General features: G+C 63.9%; 15 protein-coding genes. 9 read left to right on the forward strand and 6 right to left on the reverse strand.

Annotation, left to right across the window (positions count from 1 at the left end; genetic code table 11):
• Positions 1-64 precede the first annotated feature (64 nt).
• From SB822_RS16270 to SB822_RS16290, 5 genes are all read right to left on the reverse strand, one after another.
• Complete coding sequence (locus tag SB822_RS16270) at positions 65-733, reverse strand: RraA family protein (protein ID WP_007743737.1); 669 nt, start codon at positions 731-733, stop codon at positions 65-67.
• Complete coding sequence (locus SB822_RS16275; RefSeq protein ID WP_007583920.1) at positions 730-1,770, reverse strand: amidohydrolase family protein; 1,041 nt, start codon at positions 1,768-1,770, stop codon at positions 730-732. The genes SB822_RS16270 and SB822_RS16275 overlap by 4 nt, the downstream gene beginning before the upstream one ends.
• A 46-nt stretch (positions 1,771-1,816) precedes the next feature.
• Positions 1,817-3,142 (reverse strand): MFS transporter, encoded by a 1,326-nt coding sequence (locus SB822_RS16280; RefSeq protein ID WP_410855192.1) that lies wholly within the window; start codon positions 3,140-3,142, stop codon positions 1,817-1,819.
• Between the two features lie 154 nt (positions 3,143-3,296).
• Positions 3,297-4,199, reverse strand: a complete 903-nt coding sequence (locus SB822_RS16285; RefSeq protein WP_079494578.1) for a LysR family transcriptional regulator — start codon at positions 4,197-4,199, stop codon at positions 3,297-3,299.
• A gap of 88 nt (positions 4,200-4,287) precedes the next feature.
• Positions 4,288-5,229 carry a LysR family transcriptional regulator gene (locus tag SB822_RS16290; RefSeq protein WP_114223321.1) on the reverse strand — a complete coding sequence of 314 codons (942 nt, stop codon included), beginning with the start codon at positions 5,227-5,229 and terminating at the stop codon, positions 4,288-4,290.
• A 312-nt stretch (positions 5,230-5,541) separates the two neighbouring features.
• Here SB822_RS16290 and SB822_RS16295 point away from each other — a divergent pair, with 312 nt between their 5' ends.
• From SB822_RS16295 to SB822_RS16335, 9 genes are all read left to right on the forward strand, one after another.
• Positions 5,542-7,047: a UbiD family decarboxylase gene (locus SB822_RS16295; protein ID WP_410855193.1), complete on the forward strand. Its 1,506-nt coding sequence runs from the start codon at positions 5,542-5,544 to the stop codon at positions 7,045-7,047.
• Positions 7,040-7,672, forward strand: a complete 633-nt coding sequence (locus tag SB822_RS16300; protein WP_410855194.1) for a UbiX family flavin prenyltransferase — start codon at positions 7,040-7,042, stop codon at positions 7,670-7,672. Before SB822_RS16295 ends, SB822_RS16300 begins: the two co-directional genes overlap by 8 nt.
• Positions 7,669-10,707: a xanthine dehydrogenase family protein molybdopterin-binding subunit gene (locus SB822_RS16305; protein WP_410855195.1), complete on the forward strand. Its 3,039-nt coding sequence runs from the start codon at positions 7,669-7,671 to the stop codon at positions 10,705-10,707. Before SB822_RS16300 ends, SB822_RS16305 begins: the two co-directional genes overlap by 4 nt.
• On the forward strand, positions 10,704-11,525 hold the full coding sequence (locus tag SB822_RS16310; RefSeq protein ID WP_410855196.1) for an FAD binding domain-containing protein: 822 nt from the start codon (positions 10,704-10,706) through the stop codon (positions 11,523-11,525). Before SB822_RS16305 ends, SB822_RS16310 begins: the two co-directional genes overlap by 4 nt.
• Complete coding sequence (locus tag SB822_RS16315; RefSeq protein ID WP_079493289.1) at positions 11,522-12,058, forward strand: (2Fe-2S)-binding protein; 537 nt, start codon at positions 11,522-11,524, stop codon at positions 12,056-12,058. Before SB822_RS16310 ends, SB822_RS16315 begins: the two co-directional genes overlap by 4 nt.
• A complete protein-coding gene (locus SB822_RS16320; RefSeq protein WP_410855197.1) occupies positions 12,051-13,652 on the forward strand; it encodes an AMP-binding protein in 1,602 nt (533 codons plus the stop codon). The genes SB822_RS16315 and SB822_RS16320 overlap by 8 nt, the downstream gene beginning before the upstream one ends.
• Positions 13,653-13,657: 5 nt before the next feature.
• Positions 13,658-14,464, forward strand: a complete 807-nt coding sequence (locus SB822_RS16325) for an enoyl-CoA hydratase/isomerase family protein (protein ID WP_007743765.1) — start codon at positions 13,658-13,660, stop codon at positions 14,462-14,464.
• A gap of 51 nt (positions 14,465-14,515) precedes the next feature.
• Positions 14,516-16,246, forward strand: a complete 1,731-nt coding sequence (locus tag SB822_RS16330; protein WP_410855198.1) for a GMC family oxidoreductase — start codon at positions 14,516-14,518, stop codon at positions 16,244-16,246.
• 110 nt (positions 16,247-16,356) lie between these two features.
• Positions 16,357-17,733: an MFS transporter gene (locus tag SB822_RS16335; RefSeq protein WP_007583887.1), complete on the forward strand. Its 1,377-nt coding sequence runs from the start codon at positions 16,357-16,359 to the stop codon at positions 17,731-17,733.
• Between the two features lie 6 nt (positions 17,734-17,739).
• Here the strand turns inward: SB822_RS16335 and SB822_RS16340 are convergent, their stop codons facing one another.
• A complete protein-coding gene (locus SB822_RS16340) occupies positions 17,740-18,651 on the reverse strand; it encodes a LysR family transcriptional regulator (RefSeq protein ID WP_410855199.1) in 912 nt (303 codons plus the stop codon).
• Positions 18,652-18,655 lie beyond the last annotated feature (4 nt).

Raw genomic sequence — 18,655 nt, forward strand, 5'->3', positions numbered from 1 at the left:
CCGACGGCGCGAGCGTCCCTTATACCTCAACTCACGTAACCACGCCGCGCCGCTCACCGAAACCTCACCCGTTCATCATCCGATCGCGATGCGGCATCACCCATGTCCGGTCGAAACGGCCTTCCGCAATCGATCGCAACGCAGCCGCTTCCTTCGCGCCCTGCTTGCGTGCGCCTTCGATCACACTTTCCACATCCGAAGGCGCGATCGCCAGCAGTCCATCTTCATCGCCTACGATGATGTCGCCCGGATTGACCACCATCCGTCCAACCGTCACGGGCACATTGATTTCCCCGGGCCCGTTCTTGTAAGGCCCGCGATGCGTGACGCCCCGCGCATACACAGGAAACTCCCGTTGACGCAGCGCGCCGACATCGCGTATCGCACCGTCGATCACGAGCCCCTGCACGCCGAGGCTTTCCGCATAACTCGCCATGATGTCGCCCATCAGCGCCTGGGTCAGTTCGCCGCCGCCGTCGATCACGAGCACATCGCCGGGCCTGCAAAAATCGAACGCACGATGGATCGCGAGATTGTCGCCGCCACGCGTGCGCACCGTGACAGCCGTACCCGCCATCGCATGCGGCCTGTGATACGCCTGCAAGCCCACTATTCCACTTGCGCGCGCCATGTTGTCGCTGAGCAGCGACACAGCAAGCTCGCGCAACGCAGCCAGCGTTGCAGGGCTCGCTTGCGGAGCCGATTCATATTCGCGCCAGCCGATCGGATTCATATCGTCGCCCCTTCCGTTGCCAGTTGTTTGTCGAGTTGCGCGGTGAGGCGTGAATACACTGTCCGCGCGTTGTCTTCGTAGATGCGCTGCCGGTCCGCGTCGCTAAGCCATTCGATTGCATCGATATAGCGCCGCGTGTCGTCATAGTAGTGACCCGTCTCGGGATCGATGCCCTGCACTGCGCCGATGGTTTCCGACGCGAAAAGAATGTTCTCAACAGGAATCACTTTCGCAAGCAACTCGGCACCGGGCTGGTGATAGACGCACGTATCGAAGAACACGTTGTTCAGCAGATAGTCGCGCAGCAACGGCCGCTTCATGTCCTGCGCGAGCCCGCGATAACGTCCCCAGTGATAAGGCACGGCACCGCCGCCATGAGGAATGATGAAGCGCAAATCTGGAAAGTCCGCGAACAGATCAGCGGTGAGCAACTGCATGAACACGGACGTATCGCCGTTGATGTAATGCGCGCCCGTCGCATGAAAATTCGGATTGCACGATGACGACACATGAATCATCGCGGGCACATCGAGTTCCACCATTGCTTCGTATAACGGATACCAGAAGCGATCGGTAAGCGGCGGCCCGGACCAGTGCCCGCCCGACGGATCGGGATTCAGATTGCAGCCGATAAAGCCAAGCTCCTGCACGCAGCGCCGCAGTTCGGCAATGCTGTTCGCAGGCGACACACCGGGCGCTTGCGGCAACTGGCACACACCGACGAAATGCCTTGGAAACAGCGAGCAAACGCGATGCACGAGGTCATTGCACTCGCTCGACCAGACGGCATTCGCCTCCGCGCCTGCGAGATGATGGCCCATGCCCGCAGCGCGTGGCGAGAAAATCGTGAGGTCGGTTCCACGCTCGCGTTGAATGCGGCGCTGCCCCGTTTCGATGCTTTCGCGGATCTCGTCATCCGTGATGACGGGACGCGGCGGCACGGGCGTGCCGTCCTTCAGCGCCGCAATCTGCTTCGCGCGCCACGCCTCGTGCGGTCGTGGCGACGTCGTGTAATGACCGTGGCAATCGATGATCATGTAGCGAACCCTTTGAGTCTTTCCAATGAACCTGCGATAAACGCTATTAGCTGCCCGTGGCGGCATCGCCACCCGCCAGCGCCGAAGGCGCACCCTCCTCCGGCGGCGTGACACGCATGACGAGCGCGATGATCGTCGCGATCACGAGGAACGCCGCGATAGTCAGCAACGCGAGCGAGAAGTTGCCCGTCGCTCGGCGCACCAGTCCGATGCTCCACGGCCCCACGAGTCCGCCGAACTGCGCGATCGTGTTGATCAGCGCAATCGTTGCGGCGCCCGCCGCGCCTGTCCTGAACGACGACGCGAGGCTCCAGAACAGCGGATTGCCCGCGTAAATAAAGAGTCCCGTTACGCACAGCAACGCATAAGCGATCACGGGATTCGGCGCATAAGCACTGCCCGCGATGGCAATCGCGCTCGCGCCATACACGAATGCGAGGTGCTTCTTGCGGTCGCCGGAACGGTCGGAACTGCGGCTGATCAGGAACGTGCCCAGCACGCCTAGCAGCGGCGGCGCCGCAGAAAGAAAGCCGACTTCGATATTGCTCAGATGGCCGAGGCTCTTGACGATCTGCGGCAGCCACAGAAAGAGCCCATAAATGCCCACGAGCGCACAGCCGAAAAGACACGCGAGACTCCATACACGGATATCGCCCGCCACGCGCAGAAACGAAACATGCGTATGGCCGCCGAGTGCTTCGCGTTCCGCAGCGAGCGTCGATTCGAGCCAGCGCTTCTCGTCGTCGCTGAGCCATGCAGCGTCGGCGGGACGCTCGGTCATGATGCGCAGCGTCAGGAGGCCGAGCAGCATCGCCGGGACGCCTTCGAGGATGAACATCCATTGCCAGCCATGCAGTCCGAGCACGCCGTTCGCGTAGGTCATCAGCGTCGTCGAGATCGGGCCACCGAGCACAGCGGAAAACGAGCCCGCAATGATGTACCCGCCAACAGCGCGCGCCCGGTAACGTTCGGGAAACCACTTGGTCAGATAGACGGCGACGCCGGGCAGGAAGCCCGCTTCCATCACGCCCAGCAGAAAGCGCAGCACGTAGAAGCTGGTGTCGTTGAACACGAACGCCGTGGCGGCTGCCACTGCGCCCCACGTGAGCAGAATGCGCGCAATCCACCGGCGCGCGCCGACACGATGCAACAGCAGATTGCTCGGCACTTCGAGCAGCATGTATCCGACGAAGAAAATACTCCCCGCGAAGCCGAACACGGCAGGACTGAAGCCCATGTCGTTGTTCATATCGAGGGCTGCGAAGCCGATGTTGATGCGGTCGAGATAGTTGAAGAACATCATTGCGAAGAGCAAGGGCATCAAGCGCCCGTACACTTTTCGCATGGTTGCTGCTTCGTCGATACGAGTCATGCCGTCTCCTTCCTGAGCGCGCGACACTGCGGTCGCTTCATTCCAGTGGACTGAGCGATGTGGTTCAAATCACAACGTCAGTTACCTGTTCGATGGTAGGAATGCGCAGCCAGGAAGTCCAAGACGAGATGCTTATTCTTGTATAACGATCGTCTTATAGTGTGCCGCTGTCGGCCAGCGGCGGCGGAAGGCAGCGTAAGAATGCGAGCAGATGCGGCGACGTGTCGTCGTCGCGATAGGTGGCGGCGAGCGTCGAACGCTGTGCGGAACCCGGGCCTTCCAGGTGGCGGTACACGACATCGGTACGCCCATGCCGCGCCACCGATTCCCCGACCACCGTCACGCCCAGCCCCGCCGCGACGAGCGCAATCGCAGTCTGTATTTCGTAAGCCTGATGCGCGATGAACGGCGTCACGCCCGCATCGCGATACAGCGACAGCACCGACCGCTTGTACTGGGCATTCTGATGCTTCGGATAGAGGATCAACGGCGTGTCGGCCAGTTCGGCGACTTTCACTTTCTTTCGTTTTGCAAGCGGATGATCGAGTGCCATCACGACGACGAGCTGCTCGCGCAAGAGCACGCGCGACGTGTAGCCCGACATCGAAAGCGGCTGTCGTCCGATGCCGACGTGAATGCGCATGTCGCGCAGTGCGTCGCTCTGTTCGTCGGTGAGCATTTCGTAGAGCTTCAGCTCGACCTGCGGAAACTCGCGGTGAAAGGCCTTCAGCGCAGGCGGCAGAATGCTGTACATCGCCGAGCGCGTAAAGCCGACACTCAGCCAGCCGCGCCGGCCCATGCCGATTTCAGCCGCGCCGAGCGTCGCCTGTTCGAGCGAGCCGAGTATCTGTTTCGCCTCGGTGCACAGGTACTGTCCTGCTTCCGTAAGACGCAGCGGCCTGCGCGTGCGGTCGATCAGTTGCGTGCCGAGGCGCTCTTCCAACGCGCGGATCTGCTGGCTGAGCGCGGGTTGCGCAATATGCAGACGCTCTGCGGCGCGGCTGAAGTTCAGCTCTTCAGCGAGCGTCACGAAACATTGAAGCGCTCTGAGGTTCATCGGTCGAGTCGTTGCGTTGGATCGTTGGGCGTCGACATGATGACATGCTTCGCAGGTCGCGACGATCCACACCATCCCACGTTCGTGCTCAGCCAGCCGCTTCCTTCGACTCCACAGGCACGCCCACATCCATCGCGCTGGACACCTGCCGCAACTCGTCAGCGATGATTGCAATCAGCGCTTCCGCCGCCGCGCTGAGCGGCCGGCGCGGATGGCTCACGCGAACGATATGCCGCACGATGCGCGGCGCGAGGATCGGGTAAGCGCGCAGCGTCCCCTCACGCACCGCGCGTCCAACCACGATGCGCGGCAAAATCGTCGCAAAGCGCGTCTTCTCGACGAGCGCGACGATGGTTGACAGCACATCGATTTCGAAGCGCGGCGCGAGCATCACATCTTCATGTTGCGCTGCCGTATCGAGCACGCCACGCAGACCGTTGCGTTTGGTGGGCAACACGAGTTCCAGGTCGTGCAGTTGCGCGAGTTCGATCGAATGCGGCAGCTCGGGCCCATGCGCGACACTGGTCGCGAGCACCATCTCCTCGTCGAGCAGCGGCTGCGAATCGAGCGACAGACGCGCACGCGGCTTGTTGATCAGCGCGGCGTCGAGCTGACCACCCGCGACCCAATCGATGAAGGTTGCGCTGTAGCCGTCGGCCACCGTCACTTCAACATGCGGATAACGCGCATGAAACCGCGACAGAGAATCCGCGAGCACGCTCTCCGTGACCGACGCGATCAGCCCAATCCCCACATGCCCCGTCACCACTTCATCGCGTTGCACGAGTTGCTGTCGCGCGTGCGCGAGGTCGCGCATGATGGGCAGAAAGAGCCGGTACATCAGCCGCCCCGCGGCGGTCGGCGCCATGCCGTGCGCGCCCCGATCGAAAAGTTGCTGGTGCAACTCCTCCTCCAGCTTCGCGATCTGCATGCTGAGCGCGGGCTGCACGATGTTCAGCCGCTTGGCCGCGCGCGTGACCGAGCCGTCTTCGAACAACGCGATGAAATACTGGATTTGCTTGAGGTCCATGACTGGGATGATCCCGGAAGCGGGTTATCACGACGACTAATGGCGGCCATCCGTTTCATCAGGCCACAGCCGAAAGCCCCGCTGGGCATGCCGTGGCAGATCCCCGGCGCACAAGGCCGCACGGGCGTGTGTATTGATATCGTGCTGTAAGGCGAACGTCATCGGGGCTAACACGGATATCAGCAACGATGATCCAAAGCATCAAAAATCAGTATTAGAACTTATACCGCCTTGTCGCTACGCTTGGCTCCATGTCCTCTCGATCCGATTCGCATCGAAAGCATCGAAGAGGCGGCAATGATGGAGACGCAGATGAACACTCGTGACGCCGCGACCCAGGGCGCCTTTTCCGCTACGCCGTTTTCGCAAGCCCGCACGTGGGCCGAGCCTTCGGGCGCGCTCACGCTGCGCGGCTGGCTCGCGCATCTTGCCCGCACCGGACGTCTCGCGACGATCGACCGGCCCGTCGCGCTCGAACACGAACTGGCCGCTGTCGCCAAGCGGCTCGACGGCACACAGGCTGCGTTCTTCACGCAACCAGGCGGACTGGACGTGCCCGTGGTGAGCGGCTTCATGTCGAAGCGCGCGTGGATCGCGGAAGCGATGGGCGTCGAGGAACACGCCTTGCTCACGCGCTTTCGCGATGCCGCCGACGCGCCGATCGCGTCCCAACTGGTCGCGCGCGGCGAGGCGGCCTGCCAGCAGATGGTTCATACAGATGCAATCGACCTGCACGCGCTGTTGCCGATCCCGACACACAGCGAGCACGATAACGGTCCCTACATCACGGCGGGACTCGTGATCGCGCGCAATCCGCGCACCGGTGTGCAGAACGTGTCGATCAATCGCATTCAGGTGCATGGCCGCGACCGCATGGCGATCCTGCTATTGCCGCGCCATCTTTATGCCTTCCAGAAAGCAGCCGAAGCAAACGGCGATGCGCTCGACGTCGCCATCGCCATCGGCGTCGATCCGCTGACGATGCTCGCATCGCAAGCCATCACGCCCATCGATCACGATGAACTGGAAATCGCCGGCGCATTGCAAGGCGCGCCGCTGCCAGTCGCGCAGTGCGTAACGAACGGCGTGCACGTCCCCGCGTTCGCGGAGATCGTGATCGAAGGACGCATTCTGCCGGACGTGCGGGAACCCGAAGGCCCGTTCGGCGAGTTTCCGAAATACTACAGCGCGAAGGAAGCACGTGAAGTGATCGAGGTCACGGCCGTCACGCATCGGCGCGACCCGATCTTTCATACCATCGTGCCCGCTGAAATGGAGCACCTGCTGCTCGGCGGCATTCCGCGTGAAGCGACGCTGCTCGCGCATCTGCAACGCAGCCATCCGGGCGTGAAGGACGTGCATCTGTCGGTGGGTGGCGTGTGCCGCTATCACCTGTGGATCCAGTTCGACAAGAAGCGCGAAGGCGAAGCGAAGAACGTGATTCTCTGCGCGTTCGGCGCGCACTACGACATCAAGCAGGTGGTCGTCGTCGATACGGATGTGGACGTGCATGATCCCGCCGAAATCGAATGGGCGGTCGCGACTCGCTTCCAGGCCGATCGCGATCTCGTCGTGATCGAAGGCGCGCAAGGCTCGCCCCTCGATCCGTCGACGACCGTCGGCCAGCCCGACGATGCGCCGCCGCATCTGCAAGGCGTTAGCGCGAAGATGGGGCTCGACGCAACGCGGCCCGTCGTCTATCCCGCGTATGTGTTCACGCGCGTGCGGATTCCGGGCGAAGACGCGGTCGATCTCGAGACCCTCGTCGCCGCGGATAACACCGCGTTCGACGCCTGGCTGGCCCGCCATCATGACTGAGCGCGCGAACCGCAAGCCACGCATCGTCGTCGGCATATCGGGCGCAAGCGGCGCGATGATCGGCCTGCGCCTGCTTGCCGCGCTGCGCCGGCTCGGCACGCACGAAACGCATCTAATCGTGTCGGCGTCAGGCGCCATCACGGTAGCGCAGGAACTGGGCCTCACACGCAGCGATCTCGATGGACTGGCGGATATCGCCCACAACGTGCGCGACATCGGCGCAACCATCGCGAGCGGCTCGTTCGTCACGGAAGGCATGGTGATTGCGCCCTGCTCGATGAAAACGCTCGCGGGCGTCGCGAATGGCTTCGCGGACAACCTGTTGACGCGCGCTGCCGACGTGATGCTCAAGGAGCGCCGGCGCCTCGTGCTGGTTGCGCGCGAAACGCCGCTCAACCTCGCGCACTTGCGCAACATGACGCTGGCAACCGAAATGGGCGCCATCGTGATGCCGCCCGTGCCCGCTTTCTACGCGCATCCGAAGACAATCGAAGACGTGGTCGATCACACGGTCGGCCGCATTCTGGATCTGTTCGCCATCGAGCATCGTGAGATCGCAAAGCGCTGGAGCGGTCTTGCAGATGAATTCGCGAGCCGCCGCGACGACGATGGAGCCGACCGATGAACCAGCGCGATATGAACGTTGCCGAAGCGCCCGCGCAAGAGGCCTCCCAGGCACGCGCAGCGAAACATCTCGGCCGCCCGATGCAGCGGCTCGAAGACCCGGCGATCCTGACGGGCCGCGGCCGCTATGGCGACGACATCGGCGTGAAGCCGGGCACGCTGCACGCCGCCGTTCTGCGCTCGCCGCATGCGCACGCAGAACTCGTTTCGATCGATGCAAGCGGCGCAGAAACCCTGCCCGGCGTGCGCGCCGTGCTGACGCGCGACGATCTGCGCCCATGGTCACGTCCGTTCGTGGTCGGCGTGAAGTCGCCGATGGAGCAATGGGCGCTCGCGATGGATCGCGTGCGCTACGTCGGCGAGCCGGTGGCCGTCGTGATGGCGGAATCGCGCGCGCTCGCCGAGGACGCACTCGACCTCATCAAGGTCGAATACACGCCGCTCGATCCCGTCACGTCGATCGAGCAATCCATGCGCGACGACGCGCCCGTTCTTCATGAGCGGGTCGGCACCAACGTGATCAGCGACCGGCATTTTCGCTACGGCGAGCCGGAGGCCGCATTCAAGCAGGCTCCGAATCGTGTGAAGCTGGTCGCGCACTATCCGCGCAACTCGTGCGCGCCGATCGAATGTGGCGTGGTGATCGCCGAGTATCTGTCGGGCGATGAAGGCTACGACGTCACGTCGAATTTCATGGGTCCGTTCTCGCTGCATGCCGTGATGGCAATGGCGTTGAACGTGCCCGCTAACCGGTTGCGTCACAAGGCCCCGCGCGACTCGGGCGGCAGCTTCGGCGTGAAGCAGGCGGTATTTCCGTATGTCGTGCTGATGTGCCTCGCGTCGCGCAAGGCGGGCGCACCCGTGAAATGGGTCGAGGACCGGCTCGAACATCTGAGCGCGGCCACGTCTGCGACTGCGCGGCTGTCGACCATCGAGGCCGCTGTCGAAAGCGATGGGCGCATCACCGCCCTCTCCTATGATCAGCTCGAAGATTGCGGTGGTTACGTGCGCGCGCCCGAGCCTGCCACCTTCTACCGGATGCACGGCTGCCTGACGGGCGCCTACGCGATCCCGAATCTGCTGGTACGCAACCGCGTCGTGCTGACCAACAAGACGCCGACGGGACTCGTGCGCGGCTTCGGCGGGCCGCAGGTGTATTTCGCGCTCGAACGGCTGATTCAGCGCATTGCCATCGAGTTGAAGCTCGACGTGCTCGACGTCTATCGCCGAAATTTCGTGCCTTCCGATGCGTTTCCGTATCGCGCGGCAGCGGGTGCATTGCTCGATTCAGGCAACTATCAGGAAGCGCTGCGGCGCGCGCTGTCGGATGGCGGCCATGCGGAACTGGTCGCGCGCCGCGATGCCGCACGCAAGCAGGGCCGGCTTTATGGCATCGGCTTCGCGGCGATCGTCGAGCCGTCGGTGTCGAATATGGGCTACATCACGACGGTGATGCCTGCCGAAGCGCGCAAAAAAGCCGGACCGAAAAACGGCGCAATCGCGAGCGCGACCGTGAGCGTCGATCTGCTGGGCGGTGTGAACGTGACGATCGCATCGACGCCCGCGGGGCAAGGACATATGACCGTGTGCGCGCAGGTCGTGGCCGACGTGCTCGGCCTCGATCCGAAGGACATCGTCGTCAATGTCGAGTTCGATACGCACAAGGACGCGTGGTCCGTCGCATCGGGCAATTACTCCAGCCGCTTTGCGGGTGCGGTAGCGGGTACCGTGCATCTCGCAGCGATGCGCGTGCGCGACAAGCTTGCGCGCATCCTCGCGAAGCAATTCGGCTGCGTGCCCGACGACGTGCGCTTCGAAGGCGCGCGCATCTATCCGAAGGATGCTGAAGAGCGCGCACTGCCGTTCGGCCGGGCCGCGAGCAATGCACCGCATTGGGCGCCCGCGCTGCTGCCCGAACGCGAAGAGCCGGGCTTGCGCGAGACCGTGTTCTGGTCGCCGCCGCATATGGACGCACCGGATGAGAACGACCGCATCAACACGTCGGCGGCCTACGGCTTTGCATTCGACATGTGCGGTATCGAACTGGACCGCGCGACAGGCCACGTACGCATCGACCGGTATGTCACGGCACACGACGCAGGCACGCTATTGAACCCCGCGCTCGCCGATGGCCAGATTCGTGGCGCGTTCGCGCAGGGTCTCGGCGCGGCATTGCTCGAAGAGTTCCGCTATGGCGCGGACGGCAGCTTCCAGTCGGGCACGCTCGCCGACTATCTGATGCCGACCACCTGCGAAGTCCCCGACCCGCTGATCGTGCATCTGGAAACGCCCTCGCCGTTCACGCCGCTCGGCGCAAAAGGCTTGGGCGAAGGCAACAACATGAGCACGCCCGTATGCATCGCCAACGCGGTGGCGGACGCACTCGGCATCGACGATATCCGCTTGCCGCTCACGCCTTCGAAGGTGATGGCGCTGATCGGTATCGACGATCCGGAGCCTTCGCGGCCCGAGTATCGCGAAGCGCCCACGTCGAAGCCTGCAACGCCCGGCGGCGGGCGCGCGCTCACGGCGCAAGGCACTGTCGATCTGCCCGCCACACCCGAAGCGATCTTCGCCGTGCTGCTCGATCCCGCTGCGCTCGCGAAGGTCATTCCCGGTTGCCACGCGCTCGAAGCGACAGGGCCGAACCAGTATCGCGCGGATGTGACGATCGGCGTCGGCATGATCAAGGCGCGTTTCGAGGCGCGTATCGGCTTGTCGGAGATCGATGCGCCGCATCGGCTGCGCCTTGCAGGCGCGGGTATCTCGCCGCTCGGCAGCGCGCGTGGCAACGGCCTGGTCGAACTCACGCCGACGGGCACCGGCACGCGCCTCACGTACGACTACGAAGCCCAGGTGTCGGGCAAGGTCGCGGCCGTCGGCGGACGCATGCTCGAAGGCGCGGCGAAGGTCGTGCTGCGGCAACTGTTCGAAGCGCTCGGACGGCAGGCTGCGGGCCAACCGCTCGCGACGGACGGTTCGTCGATTGCGCGGTTGTTCCGGCGTCTCTTCTCACGCTTCAGGAGGCACGCATGAAGCCCGCCGCATTCGACTACGTACGCGCCATGACAACGCACGAAGCGCTCGATGTGCTCGCCCAAAGCGGCGAAGACGCGCGCGTGCTGGCGGGCGGTCAATCGCTGATGGCCGTGCTGAACATGCGGCTCGCGCAACCGCGCGTGCTCGTCGACATCTCGCGCACTGACGATCTGAACGCCGTGCGCGTGGATCGCGATGCGCGCCGTCTGGTCGTGAGCGCAGCTGCGACGCAAGGCAGCGTCGAATGGCGCGCGACGCTGCGCGACGAAGTGCCGTTGCTGGCGATGGCCTTCCCGCACATCTCGCACTTTCAGATCCGCAATCGCGGCACTGTGTGCGGCTCGATCGCGCATGCGGACCCGAGCGCGGAATTGCCGCTCGTACTGACGGCCCTTGGCGGCGATGTGCTGCTGCGCTCGAAAAAGAAGCAACGCACCGTGTCGGCAAACGACTTCTTTCAGGGCATGTTGATGACGGCCCGCGAGCCGGACGAACTTGTCGAAGCGGTGCGCTTCCCGCTGAAGGAACCGGGCGAGCGCTTTGGGTTCGCCGAGTGCTCGGCACGTCACGGCGACTTCGCAATGGTCGCGTGCGCCGCCGTCGTCACGGACGACGCGATACGGATCGCCGTGGGCGGCGTCGCGGACCGGCCGAAGGTCGAGCGCTGGCCGCGTCTGCAAGGCGATGACCTGCGCGGCGCATTGAACGATTTGAGCTGGAAACTGGGCGCGCAGGACGATGCACATATCAGCGCGAAGTACCGCCGTCATCTGGTTCGCGAACTCGGATGGCGCGTGATCGAGGAGGCCAAGTGAGCAAATCCACACCGTACGTCATGCGGCACGGCGAGCAGCACGCCGTCACGTTGACGCTCAATGGCCGCGAGCGCAGCGGCCATTGCGAAACCCGCGAGTTGTTGTCCGATTTTCTGCGTCATGAGCTCGGCGCGACGGGCACGCACGTCGGCTGCGAACATGGCGTGTGCGGTGCGTGCACCGTGCATGTCGATGGCGTCGCGGCCCGTTCGTGCCTGATGCTCGCGGTACAAGCCGACGGACGGCACGTCGATACCGTCGAAGGGCTCGCCCCCGCGCAGACGCTCGGCGATCTGCAACAGGCGTTCTCGCGGCATCACGCGTTGCAGTGCGGCTTCTGCACGGCGGGCATCCTGATGTCGTGCGCGGACTTTTTGCAGCGCGTGCCTGATCCGACGGAAGAACAGGTGCGCGAGATGCTGTCGGGCCACATCTGCCGCTGTACGGGCTATACGCCGATCGTCGCCGCCGTGCTCGACTGCGCGGCGCGGCGCAGGGCGCAGTGCGCGGACACGGAGGCCGAACATGCTTGATCTCGGCCGCACGTTTCTGCAAAGCGTGGAGCGCAGCCCGAATGCGCTTGCGCTCGTCGACGGCGAGTTTCGCGTCACTTACGCGCAATGGCACGGGCTGATTCTGCAAGCGGCGCACGGTCTGCGCGAACTGGGTCTCGCGCATGGCGACCGTCTGCTCGTCGTGCTGCAAAACCGCTGGGAAATGGCGACGCTGCACTGGGCCTGCCAGTTTGCGGGCATCGTCATCGTGCCGCTCAACTGGCGCGCGAAGCCCGACGAACTCGACTATTGCGTGAGCGACGCGGGCGTGAAGGCGATCGTCTACGAACCCGTCAGCGCTGAAGCCGTGATGCAAAGCCCCGCCGCGCAGAACGTGCCGCGCATCGGCCTCGATGATGCGCCTGGACGCACCGCATCGATCGACGTGCTGCTCGCAGTTCAAACGGGTCACGCACCCGAAAGCATCGAAACGACGCCGACGCACGCCTCTGCCGACGACTACTCGCTGATCCTTTACACATCCGGCACGACGGGCAAGGCCAAAGGCGTGCCGCGCCGACACCGGCACGAGCGCGCTGCAGCGCTCGCGCATGTGGCGCAGAACCTCTATCGGCATGGCGAGCGCACGCTCGGCGTGATGCCGCTCTATCACACGATGGGCGTGCGCTCGCTGCTTTCGATGGCGCTCGTCGATGGCTTGTTCGTCTGCGTGCGCCGCTGGAATGCGCGCCTCGCGCTCGATTCGATTGCGCAATACAAGCTCTCGTGCCTCTATCTCGTACCGACGCTTTATCACGATCTGCTCGCGGATCGCGCGTTTGGCGATATCGATACGTCATCCGTCACGAAGCTCGGTTTTGCAGGCGCGCCAATGAGCGATGGCTTGCTCAAGCGTCTGTCCGCTGCATTCGAGCCTGAACTGTTCGTCAACCACTACGGATCGTCCGAGGTCTACACGGTCAGCATCGACCAGCACGCGACGCTCAAGCCCGGCAGCGCCGGACGCTCGGGCATCAACACCCGCCTGCGCGTCGTGAAGCTCGACGCGCAGTCGCCGGACGATGTCGCCGCCGTGCGCGAAGAAGGCCAGATCATCGCGGACCTGCTCGGCGACGAAGCCTTCGAAGGCTACTGGAACCGGCCCGATGCGAACGCGAAGTCGCTGCGCAACGGCTGGTACTTCACGGGCGACACCGGCTTCTTCGACGAAGACGGCGATCTCTATGTCTCCGGCCGCGTCGACGACATGATCATCAGCGGCGGCGAGAACATCTCGCCTGTCGATATCGAATCGGTGCTGTCGCTGCATCCGTGCGTCGACGAAGTGGCCGTGGCGGGCGTGAAGGATGAACGCTGGGGACAGCGCGTCGTCGCGTTCGTCAAGCGAAGCGATTACGTGGACGGCGACACGCTCGACGCATGGTGCCGCGCGTCCGATCTCGTCAACTTCAAGCGTCCGCGCGACTACGTGTTTGTCGACGACATACCGAAGTCGCCGGTCGGCAAGATACTGCGCCGCAAGCTCCAGGCGGGCGAATACCTGCGCGACGAGCGCGGCCCGGCCGCATCAGTCTGCGCTTTGCATCAACACATTGAAATCACGAAGGAGTGACACCCATGACCGACCTGACCCACCGCGGCCAGACGCTGCTTCAGGACCTCGACGGCTTCGACGTCGAAATCGACGCGCAACGCGAGCGCGCCGACATCATCCTGGACCGTCCGCCGTTCAACGTGATTTCGATGCATGCGCGCGACCAGTTGCGCGCCACCTTCGAAGCACTCGACGAAGACGACCGCGTGCGTGTGATCGTCGTGCGCGCGAAGGGCGAGCATTTTTCCAGCGGCGGCGACATCAAGGGCTTTCTCGAAGCATCGCCGGAACGTGTGTCGAAACTCGCATGGAATGTCGCGGCGCCCACGCGCTGCTCGAAGCCGGTGATCGCGGCGAATCGCGGCTTCTGCTTCGGCGTGGGCTTCGAGCTGTCGCTCGCATGCGACTTCCGCATCGCCACCGACACGACCTTTTACGCGCTGCCCGAACAGAAGCTCGGTCAGATTCCCGGCTCGGGCGGTTCCGCGCGCTTGCAGCAGATGGTCGGCATCGGCCGGACGAAAGACATCGTGATGCGCTCGCGCCGTATCCCCGGCAAGCAGGCGTATGACTGGGGCATCGCCGTCGAATGTGTCGCCGACGCCGAACTCGAAGCTGCCACGGATGCGCTCGTCGACGAGTTGCGCGCGTTCTCGCCGCTCGCGCAACGCACCGCGAAGAAGCTGCTCAACGATACGGAAGATGCGCCGCTGTCGATTGCGATCGAACTGGAAGGCCACTGCTATAGCCGCCTGCGTTCGTCCGACGATTTCCGCGAAGGCGTCGAAGCATTTCACGCGAAGCGCAAGCCCGTGTTTCGCGGGCAATAAACAGTAAGCGCGCGATAACAAAGCGCACGACAAAGGTTTGGGAGAACGTTCATGGAACGCTTCGATTACGTGATCGTCGGTGGCGGGTCGGCGGGGTGCGTGCTTGCGCACCGGCTGTCGGCCGTGCCGTCGCTGCGCGTCGCGTTGATCGAAGCGGGCGTGGACACGCCGCCGGGCGCCGTGCCCGGCGAGATTCTCGACAGCTATCCGATGCCCGTCTTCTGCGGCGACCGGTACATCTGGCCCGATCTGAAGGCGCAGGCGACGCGCGGCGCGGCGACGCGTGTCTACGAGCAGGGCAAGGTGATGGGCGGCGGGTCGAGCATCAACGTGCAGTCGGCCAATCGCGGCCTGCCGCGCGATTACGACGACTGGGCCGCGAACGGCGCAACGGGCTGGGCCTGGCGCGACGTGTTGCCCTACTTTCGCAAGCTCGAACGCGATGTGAATTTTCCCGGCGGCGACATGCACGGGCACGACGGCCCCGTGCCGATTCGCCGCATCATGCCCGAGGACTGGCCGCCGTTCTGCCATGCGTTTGCGAACGGACTGCGCGCTCAAGGCCTCGTGATGCTGCGCGATCAGAATGCCGAGTTCGGCGATGGGTTTTTCCCCGGCGCGTTTTCGAACATCGACGACAAACGCGTGTCGACGGCAGTTGCTTATCTCGACGACGCGACGCGCAAGCGTAGCAATCTGCGCATCTTCGCGGAACTGCACGTCGAGCGCATCGTGATGGACGGCACGGTTGCGCGCGGCGTCATCGCAATGGCACACAACGGCGAACGCGTGCAGTTCGACGCAAACGAAGTCATTCTGTGCGCGGGCGCGTTGCAGTCGCCCGCGATGCTGTTGCGTGCGGGCATTGGATCGCGGGAGGACCTTGACGCGCTCGACATCAAGTGTCATGTCGATCTGCCTGGCGTGGGACGCAATCTGCAGGATCATCCGTCGCTCACGTTCTGTCATTTTCTTGCGCCGGGTTTTCGCATGCCTTTGTCGCGGCGGCGCGCCAGCATGGTGGCGGCGCGCGTGACTTCGGGCGTGGACGGCAGCGAAGCATCCGACCTCTATCTGTCGAGCGCTACTCGTGCCGCGTGGCACGCGCTCGGCAACCGGCTCGGCCTGTTCTTTCTGTGGTGCAACCGGCCCTATTCGCGGGGCCGCGTGCAACTGGTCTCTCCCGATGCGTCCATTGCGCCTCGCGTCGAACTCAATCTGCTTGAAGACGCACGCGATCTCGAACGGCTCGCTGCCGGCGTGCGAATGCTTGCGCGCGTGGTCGATGCTTCGGGCCTCGGTCACGATGCACGCGACTTCTTTCCTGCCGCGTTTTCGCCGCGCGTGAAAGCGTTGAGCCGTGTCGGGAAAGGCAATGCGCTGCTGACTTCGATACTCGGCACGCTGCTCGATACGCCTGCGCCTTTACGGCGCGCGTTGATCGAGCGTTTCTTCACGCGCGGCAAGCGCATGTCCGCTTTACTCGCCGACGAACACGCGCTTGCGGACTTCATTCGCGCGAATGTGTTCGGTGTGTGGCATGCGAGCGGCACATGTCGAATGGGGGACGCGAACCAGCCCGACAGCGTGACCGATACGCAAGGCCGCGTGCATGGCGCACAAGGGCTGCGCGTGGTCGACGCATCGCTGATGCCGCGACTGCCGTCGGCCAACACGAATATCCCGACCATCATGATCGCCGAGAAGATCGCGGATGCCATGGTCAAGCATCGACACGCAATGGGCGCGACGCACGCAGCGCCACTCGTTTCAACGCCTTAGCGAATTCAACCGACGGTTTCATTAACGCCAATCAGAGCACGCAATCGACAGGTGCCACTTTCACCGGACTGATACAGAGACAGGACGGTGACCATTCAAGGAGATGAATGATGTCCGTAGCAGCGCAAAACGGCGCCGCCGTGCCGGCTATCGACCAGCGGCAGGTCATGGGCGCAGTGTTCGCATCATGTCTGGGCTGGGCTCTCGATCTGTTCGACCTGTTCGTGCTGTTGTACGTGGCGCCCGTCGTCGGGCGTCTGTTCTTCCCTTCCGATCATGCGATGCTGTCGCTCGCAGGCGTCTATGCGTCGTTCGCGGTCACGCTGCTGATGCGCCCGCTCGGCTCCGCGCTGTTCGGCTCGTACGCCGACCGTCACGGACGCAAGGGTGCGATGATCGTTGCCGTGGTCGGCGTCGGCATATCGACGGCGGCTTTCGGCCTGCTGCCAACCGTGCATACAGTCGGACTGGTCGCGCCCGTGCTGTTTCTGATTCTTCGGCTCGTGCAAGGCGTGTTCGTCGGCGGCGTGGTCGCGTCGACGCATACCATCGGCACCGAATCCGTCGCGCCGAAATATCGCGGCGCCGTGTCGGGGCTGATCGGCGGCGGCGGCGCGGGCATGGGCGCGCTGCTCGCTTCGCTGACGTTCCTGCTGATGTCGTCGCTGTTTCCGGGCGAACTGTTCGACGTGTGGGGCTGGCGCTGCATGTTCTTCACGGGGATCATCAGCTCGGTGCTCGGCCTCTTCGTGTTCAACAGCCTCGAAGAGTCGCCGCTATGGCGCAAACTGGCCGCGGAAAAAGCGGCGAAAGCCGCGGCGCAGAAGCGCGATGCAGCCGTCGAGATCGTGCGTTCGCCGCTGAAAACGCTGTTCTCGCGCGACTATCGGTCGATCCTGTTCGTCAACCTGCTGCTGACCATCGGCGGCGGCAGCGGCTACTACCTGACCTCGGGTTATCTGCCGACGTTCCTCAAGATCGTAAGCCACGCGCCCAACGGTGCGGCCGCTGCGATCCTGATGATTTGTAGCATCGCTGTCGTGATCGCATCGGTGGCGGCGGGACATCTGAGCACATTCATCGGCCGCAAGACGGCGTTCATATGGATCGGGCTGATTCGCCTCGTCGCGCTGCCGGGCATCTTTCTGCTGCTGCCAACGGCCACGGACATCGTGACACTCGGCCTATACGCAGTCGTACTCAGCGCGCTGGGCAGCGCCGGTTACGCGCCGATCCTGATCTTCCTCAACGAGCGCTTCCCGACGGCGATCCGCGCGACGGGCACGGGTCTGTCATGGAACATCGGCTTTGCGATTGGCGGCATGATGCCGACCTTCGTCTCGCTGGTCGCGAAGGAAACGAGCCAGTTGCCCGTCACGCTCGCGATCTTCGTCGGCGCGATCAGCGTGATCTTCCTGATTGGCGCGTTCATCGTGCCGGAGACGCGTGGCCGGCTCGATCAGCCAGCTTCGCGCAACGTGAACTGAGCGGTCTCACTCGTCCGCCGCGCTCTTCGTGACGCGGCGGATTTCTTCCGCGATGATGTCGATGAGTGCTTGCGCAGCGGGCCCGATCGGACGCTTCGGATGCGAGACCTGAACGATGTGCCGCAGGATTGACGGCGTCGTAATGCGGTGCGCGCGCAGCGTGCCTTCGTCCACTTTGCGCTGCACGACCACACGCGGCAAGATCGTGGCGACGCTGCTCTGCTCGACGAATTGCACGATGGTGCTCAGCAGATCGATTTCGAAGGTGGGCTTGATGACGATATTGGCGGCCATCAATGCGGCGTCGAGCGCGCCGCGCAAGCCGTTGCGGCGTGTCGGCAGCACCAGTTCGACGGCGGGCGGTTGTGACAGGTCGATCGTTTCCGGCAATGTGGCAACGCACTTCACGCCCGTCACGTACACCATCTCTTCGACGAGAAGTGGCTGCATGTCGAGCGTGAGGCGGCCGCGCGGCTTGTTGATGATCGCAGCATCGAGGCGCCCTGCTTCGACGCCGTCGATCAACTGGGCGCTGAACCCATCGGCCACCGACACCTCGACCTGAGGAAACAGCGCATTGAACTTCGCCAGCGATTCGGCGAGCACGCTTTCCGTTTCCGAGGCGACCATGCCGAGCGACACGCGGCCCGTGACGATCACATCCTGACGGCTCAACTGCACGCGCGCGTGCTCGATGTCGCGCATGATCGGCGTGTAGAGGCGATACATCTGCCGCGCGGCGTCGGTGGGCGTCATGCCGTGCGGTCCGCGTTCGAAGAGCGCCTGCCCCAGTTCCGCCTCGACCTTCGAAATCTGCATGCTGAGCGCCGGCTGGACGATGTTCAGGCGCTTGGCCGCGCGAGTCACCGAGCCGTCTTCGAAGAGTGCGATGAAGTACTGGATTTGTTTGAGGTCCATGCGG

Origin of the sequence: Paraburkholderia sp. SIMBA_054 (genome assembly GCF_046534875.1) — a bacterium.
Lineage (GTDB): Bacteria > Pseudomonadota > Gammaproteobacteria > Burkholderiales > Burkholderiaceae > Paraburkholderia > Paraburkholderia hospita.

Coding starts and splice junctions, on each gene's coding strand:
- SB822_RS16270 (WP_007743737.1), bottom strand. CDS start 733: ATGAATCCGATCGGCTGGCGCGAATATGAATCGGCTCCGCAAGCGAGC.
- SB822_RS16275 (WP_007583920.1), bottom strand. CDS start 1,770: ATGATCATCGATTGCCACGGTCATTACACGACGTCGCCACGACCGCAC.
- SB822_RS16280 (WP_410855192.1), bottom strand. CDS start 3,142: ATGACTCGTATCGACGAAGCAGCAACCATGCGAAAAGTGTACGGGCGC.
- SB822_RS16285 (WP_079494578.1), bottom strand. CDS start 4,199: ATGAACCTCAGAGCGCTTCAATGTTTCGTGACGCTCGCTGAAGAGCTG.
- SB822_RS16290 (WP_114223321.1), bottom strand. CDS start 5,229: ATGGACCTCAAGCAAATCCAGTATTTCATCGCGTTGTTCGAAGACGGC.
- SB822_RS16295 (WP_410855193.1), top strand. CDS start 5,542: ATGAACACTCGTGACGCCGCGACCCAGGGCGCCTTTTCCGCTACGCCG.
- SB822_RS16300 (WP_410855194.1), top strand. CDS start 7,040: ATGACTGAGCGCGCGAACCGCAAGCCACGCATCGTCGTCGGCATATCG.
- SB822_RS16305 (WP_410855195.1), top strand. CDS start 7,669: ATGAACCAGCGCGATATGAACGTTGCCGAAGCGCCCGCGCAAGAGGCC.
- SB822_RS16310 (WP_410855196.1), top strand. CDS start 10,704: ATGAAGCCCGCCGCATTCGACTACGTACGCGCCATGACAACGCACGAA.
- SB822_RS16320 (WP_410855197.1), top strand. CDS start 12,051: ATGCTTGATCTCGGCCGCACGTTTCTGCAAAGCGTGGAGCGCAGCCCG.
- SB822_RS16325 (WP_007743765.1), top strand. CDS start 13,658: ATGACCGACCTGACCCACCGCGGCCAGACGCTGCTTCAGGACCTCGAC.
- SB822_RS16330 (WP_410855198.1), top strand. CDS start 14,516: ATGGAACGCTTCGATTACGTGATCGTCGGTGGCGGGTCGGCGGGGTGC.
- SB822_RS16335 (WP_007583887.1), top strand. CDS start 16,357: ATGTCCGTAGCAGCGCAAAACGGCGCCGCCGTGCCGGCTATCGACCAG.
- SB822_RS16340 (WP_410855199.1), bottom strand. CDS start 18,651: ATGGACCTCAAACAAATCCAGTACTTCATCGCACTCTTCGAAGACGGC.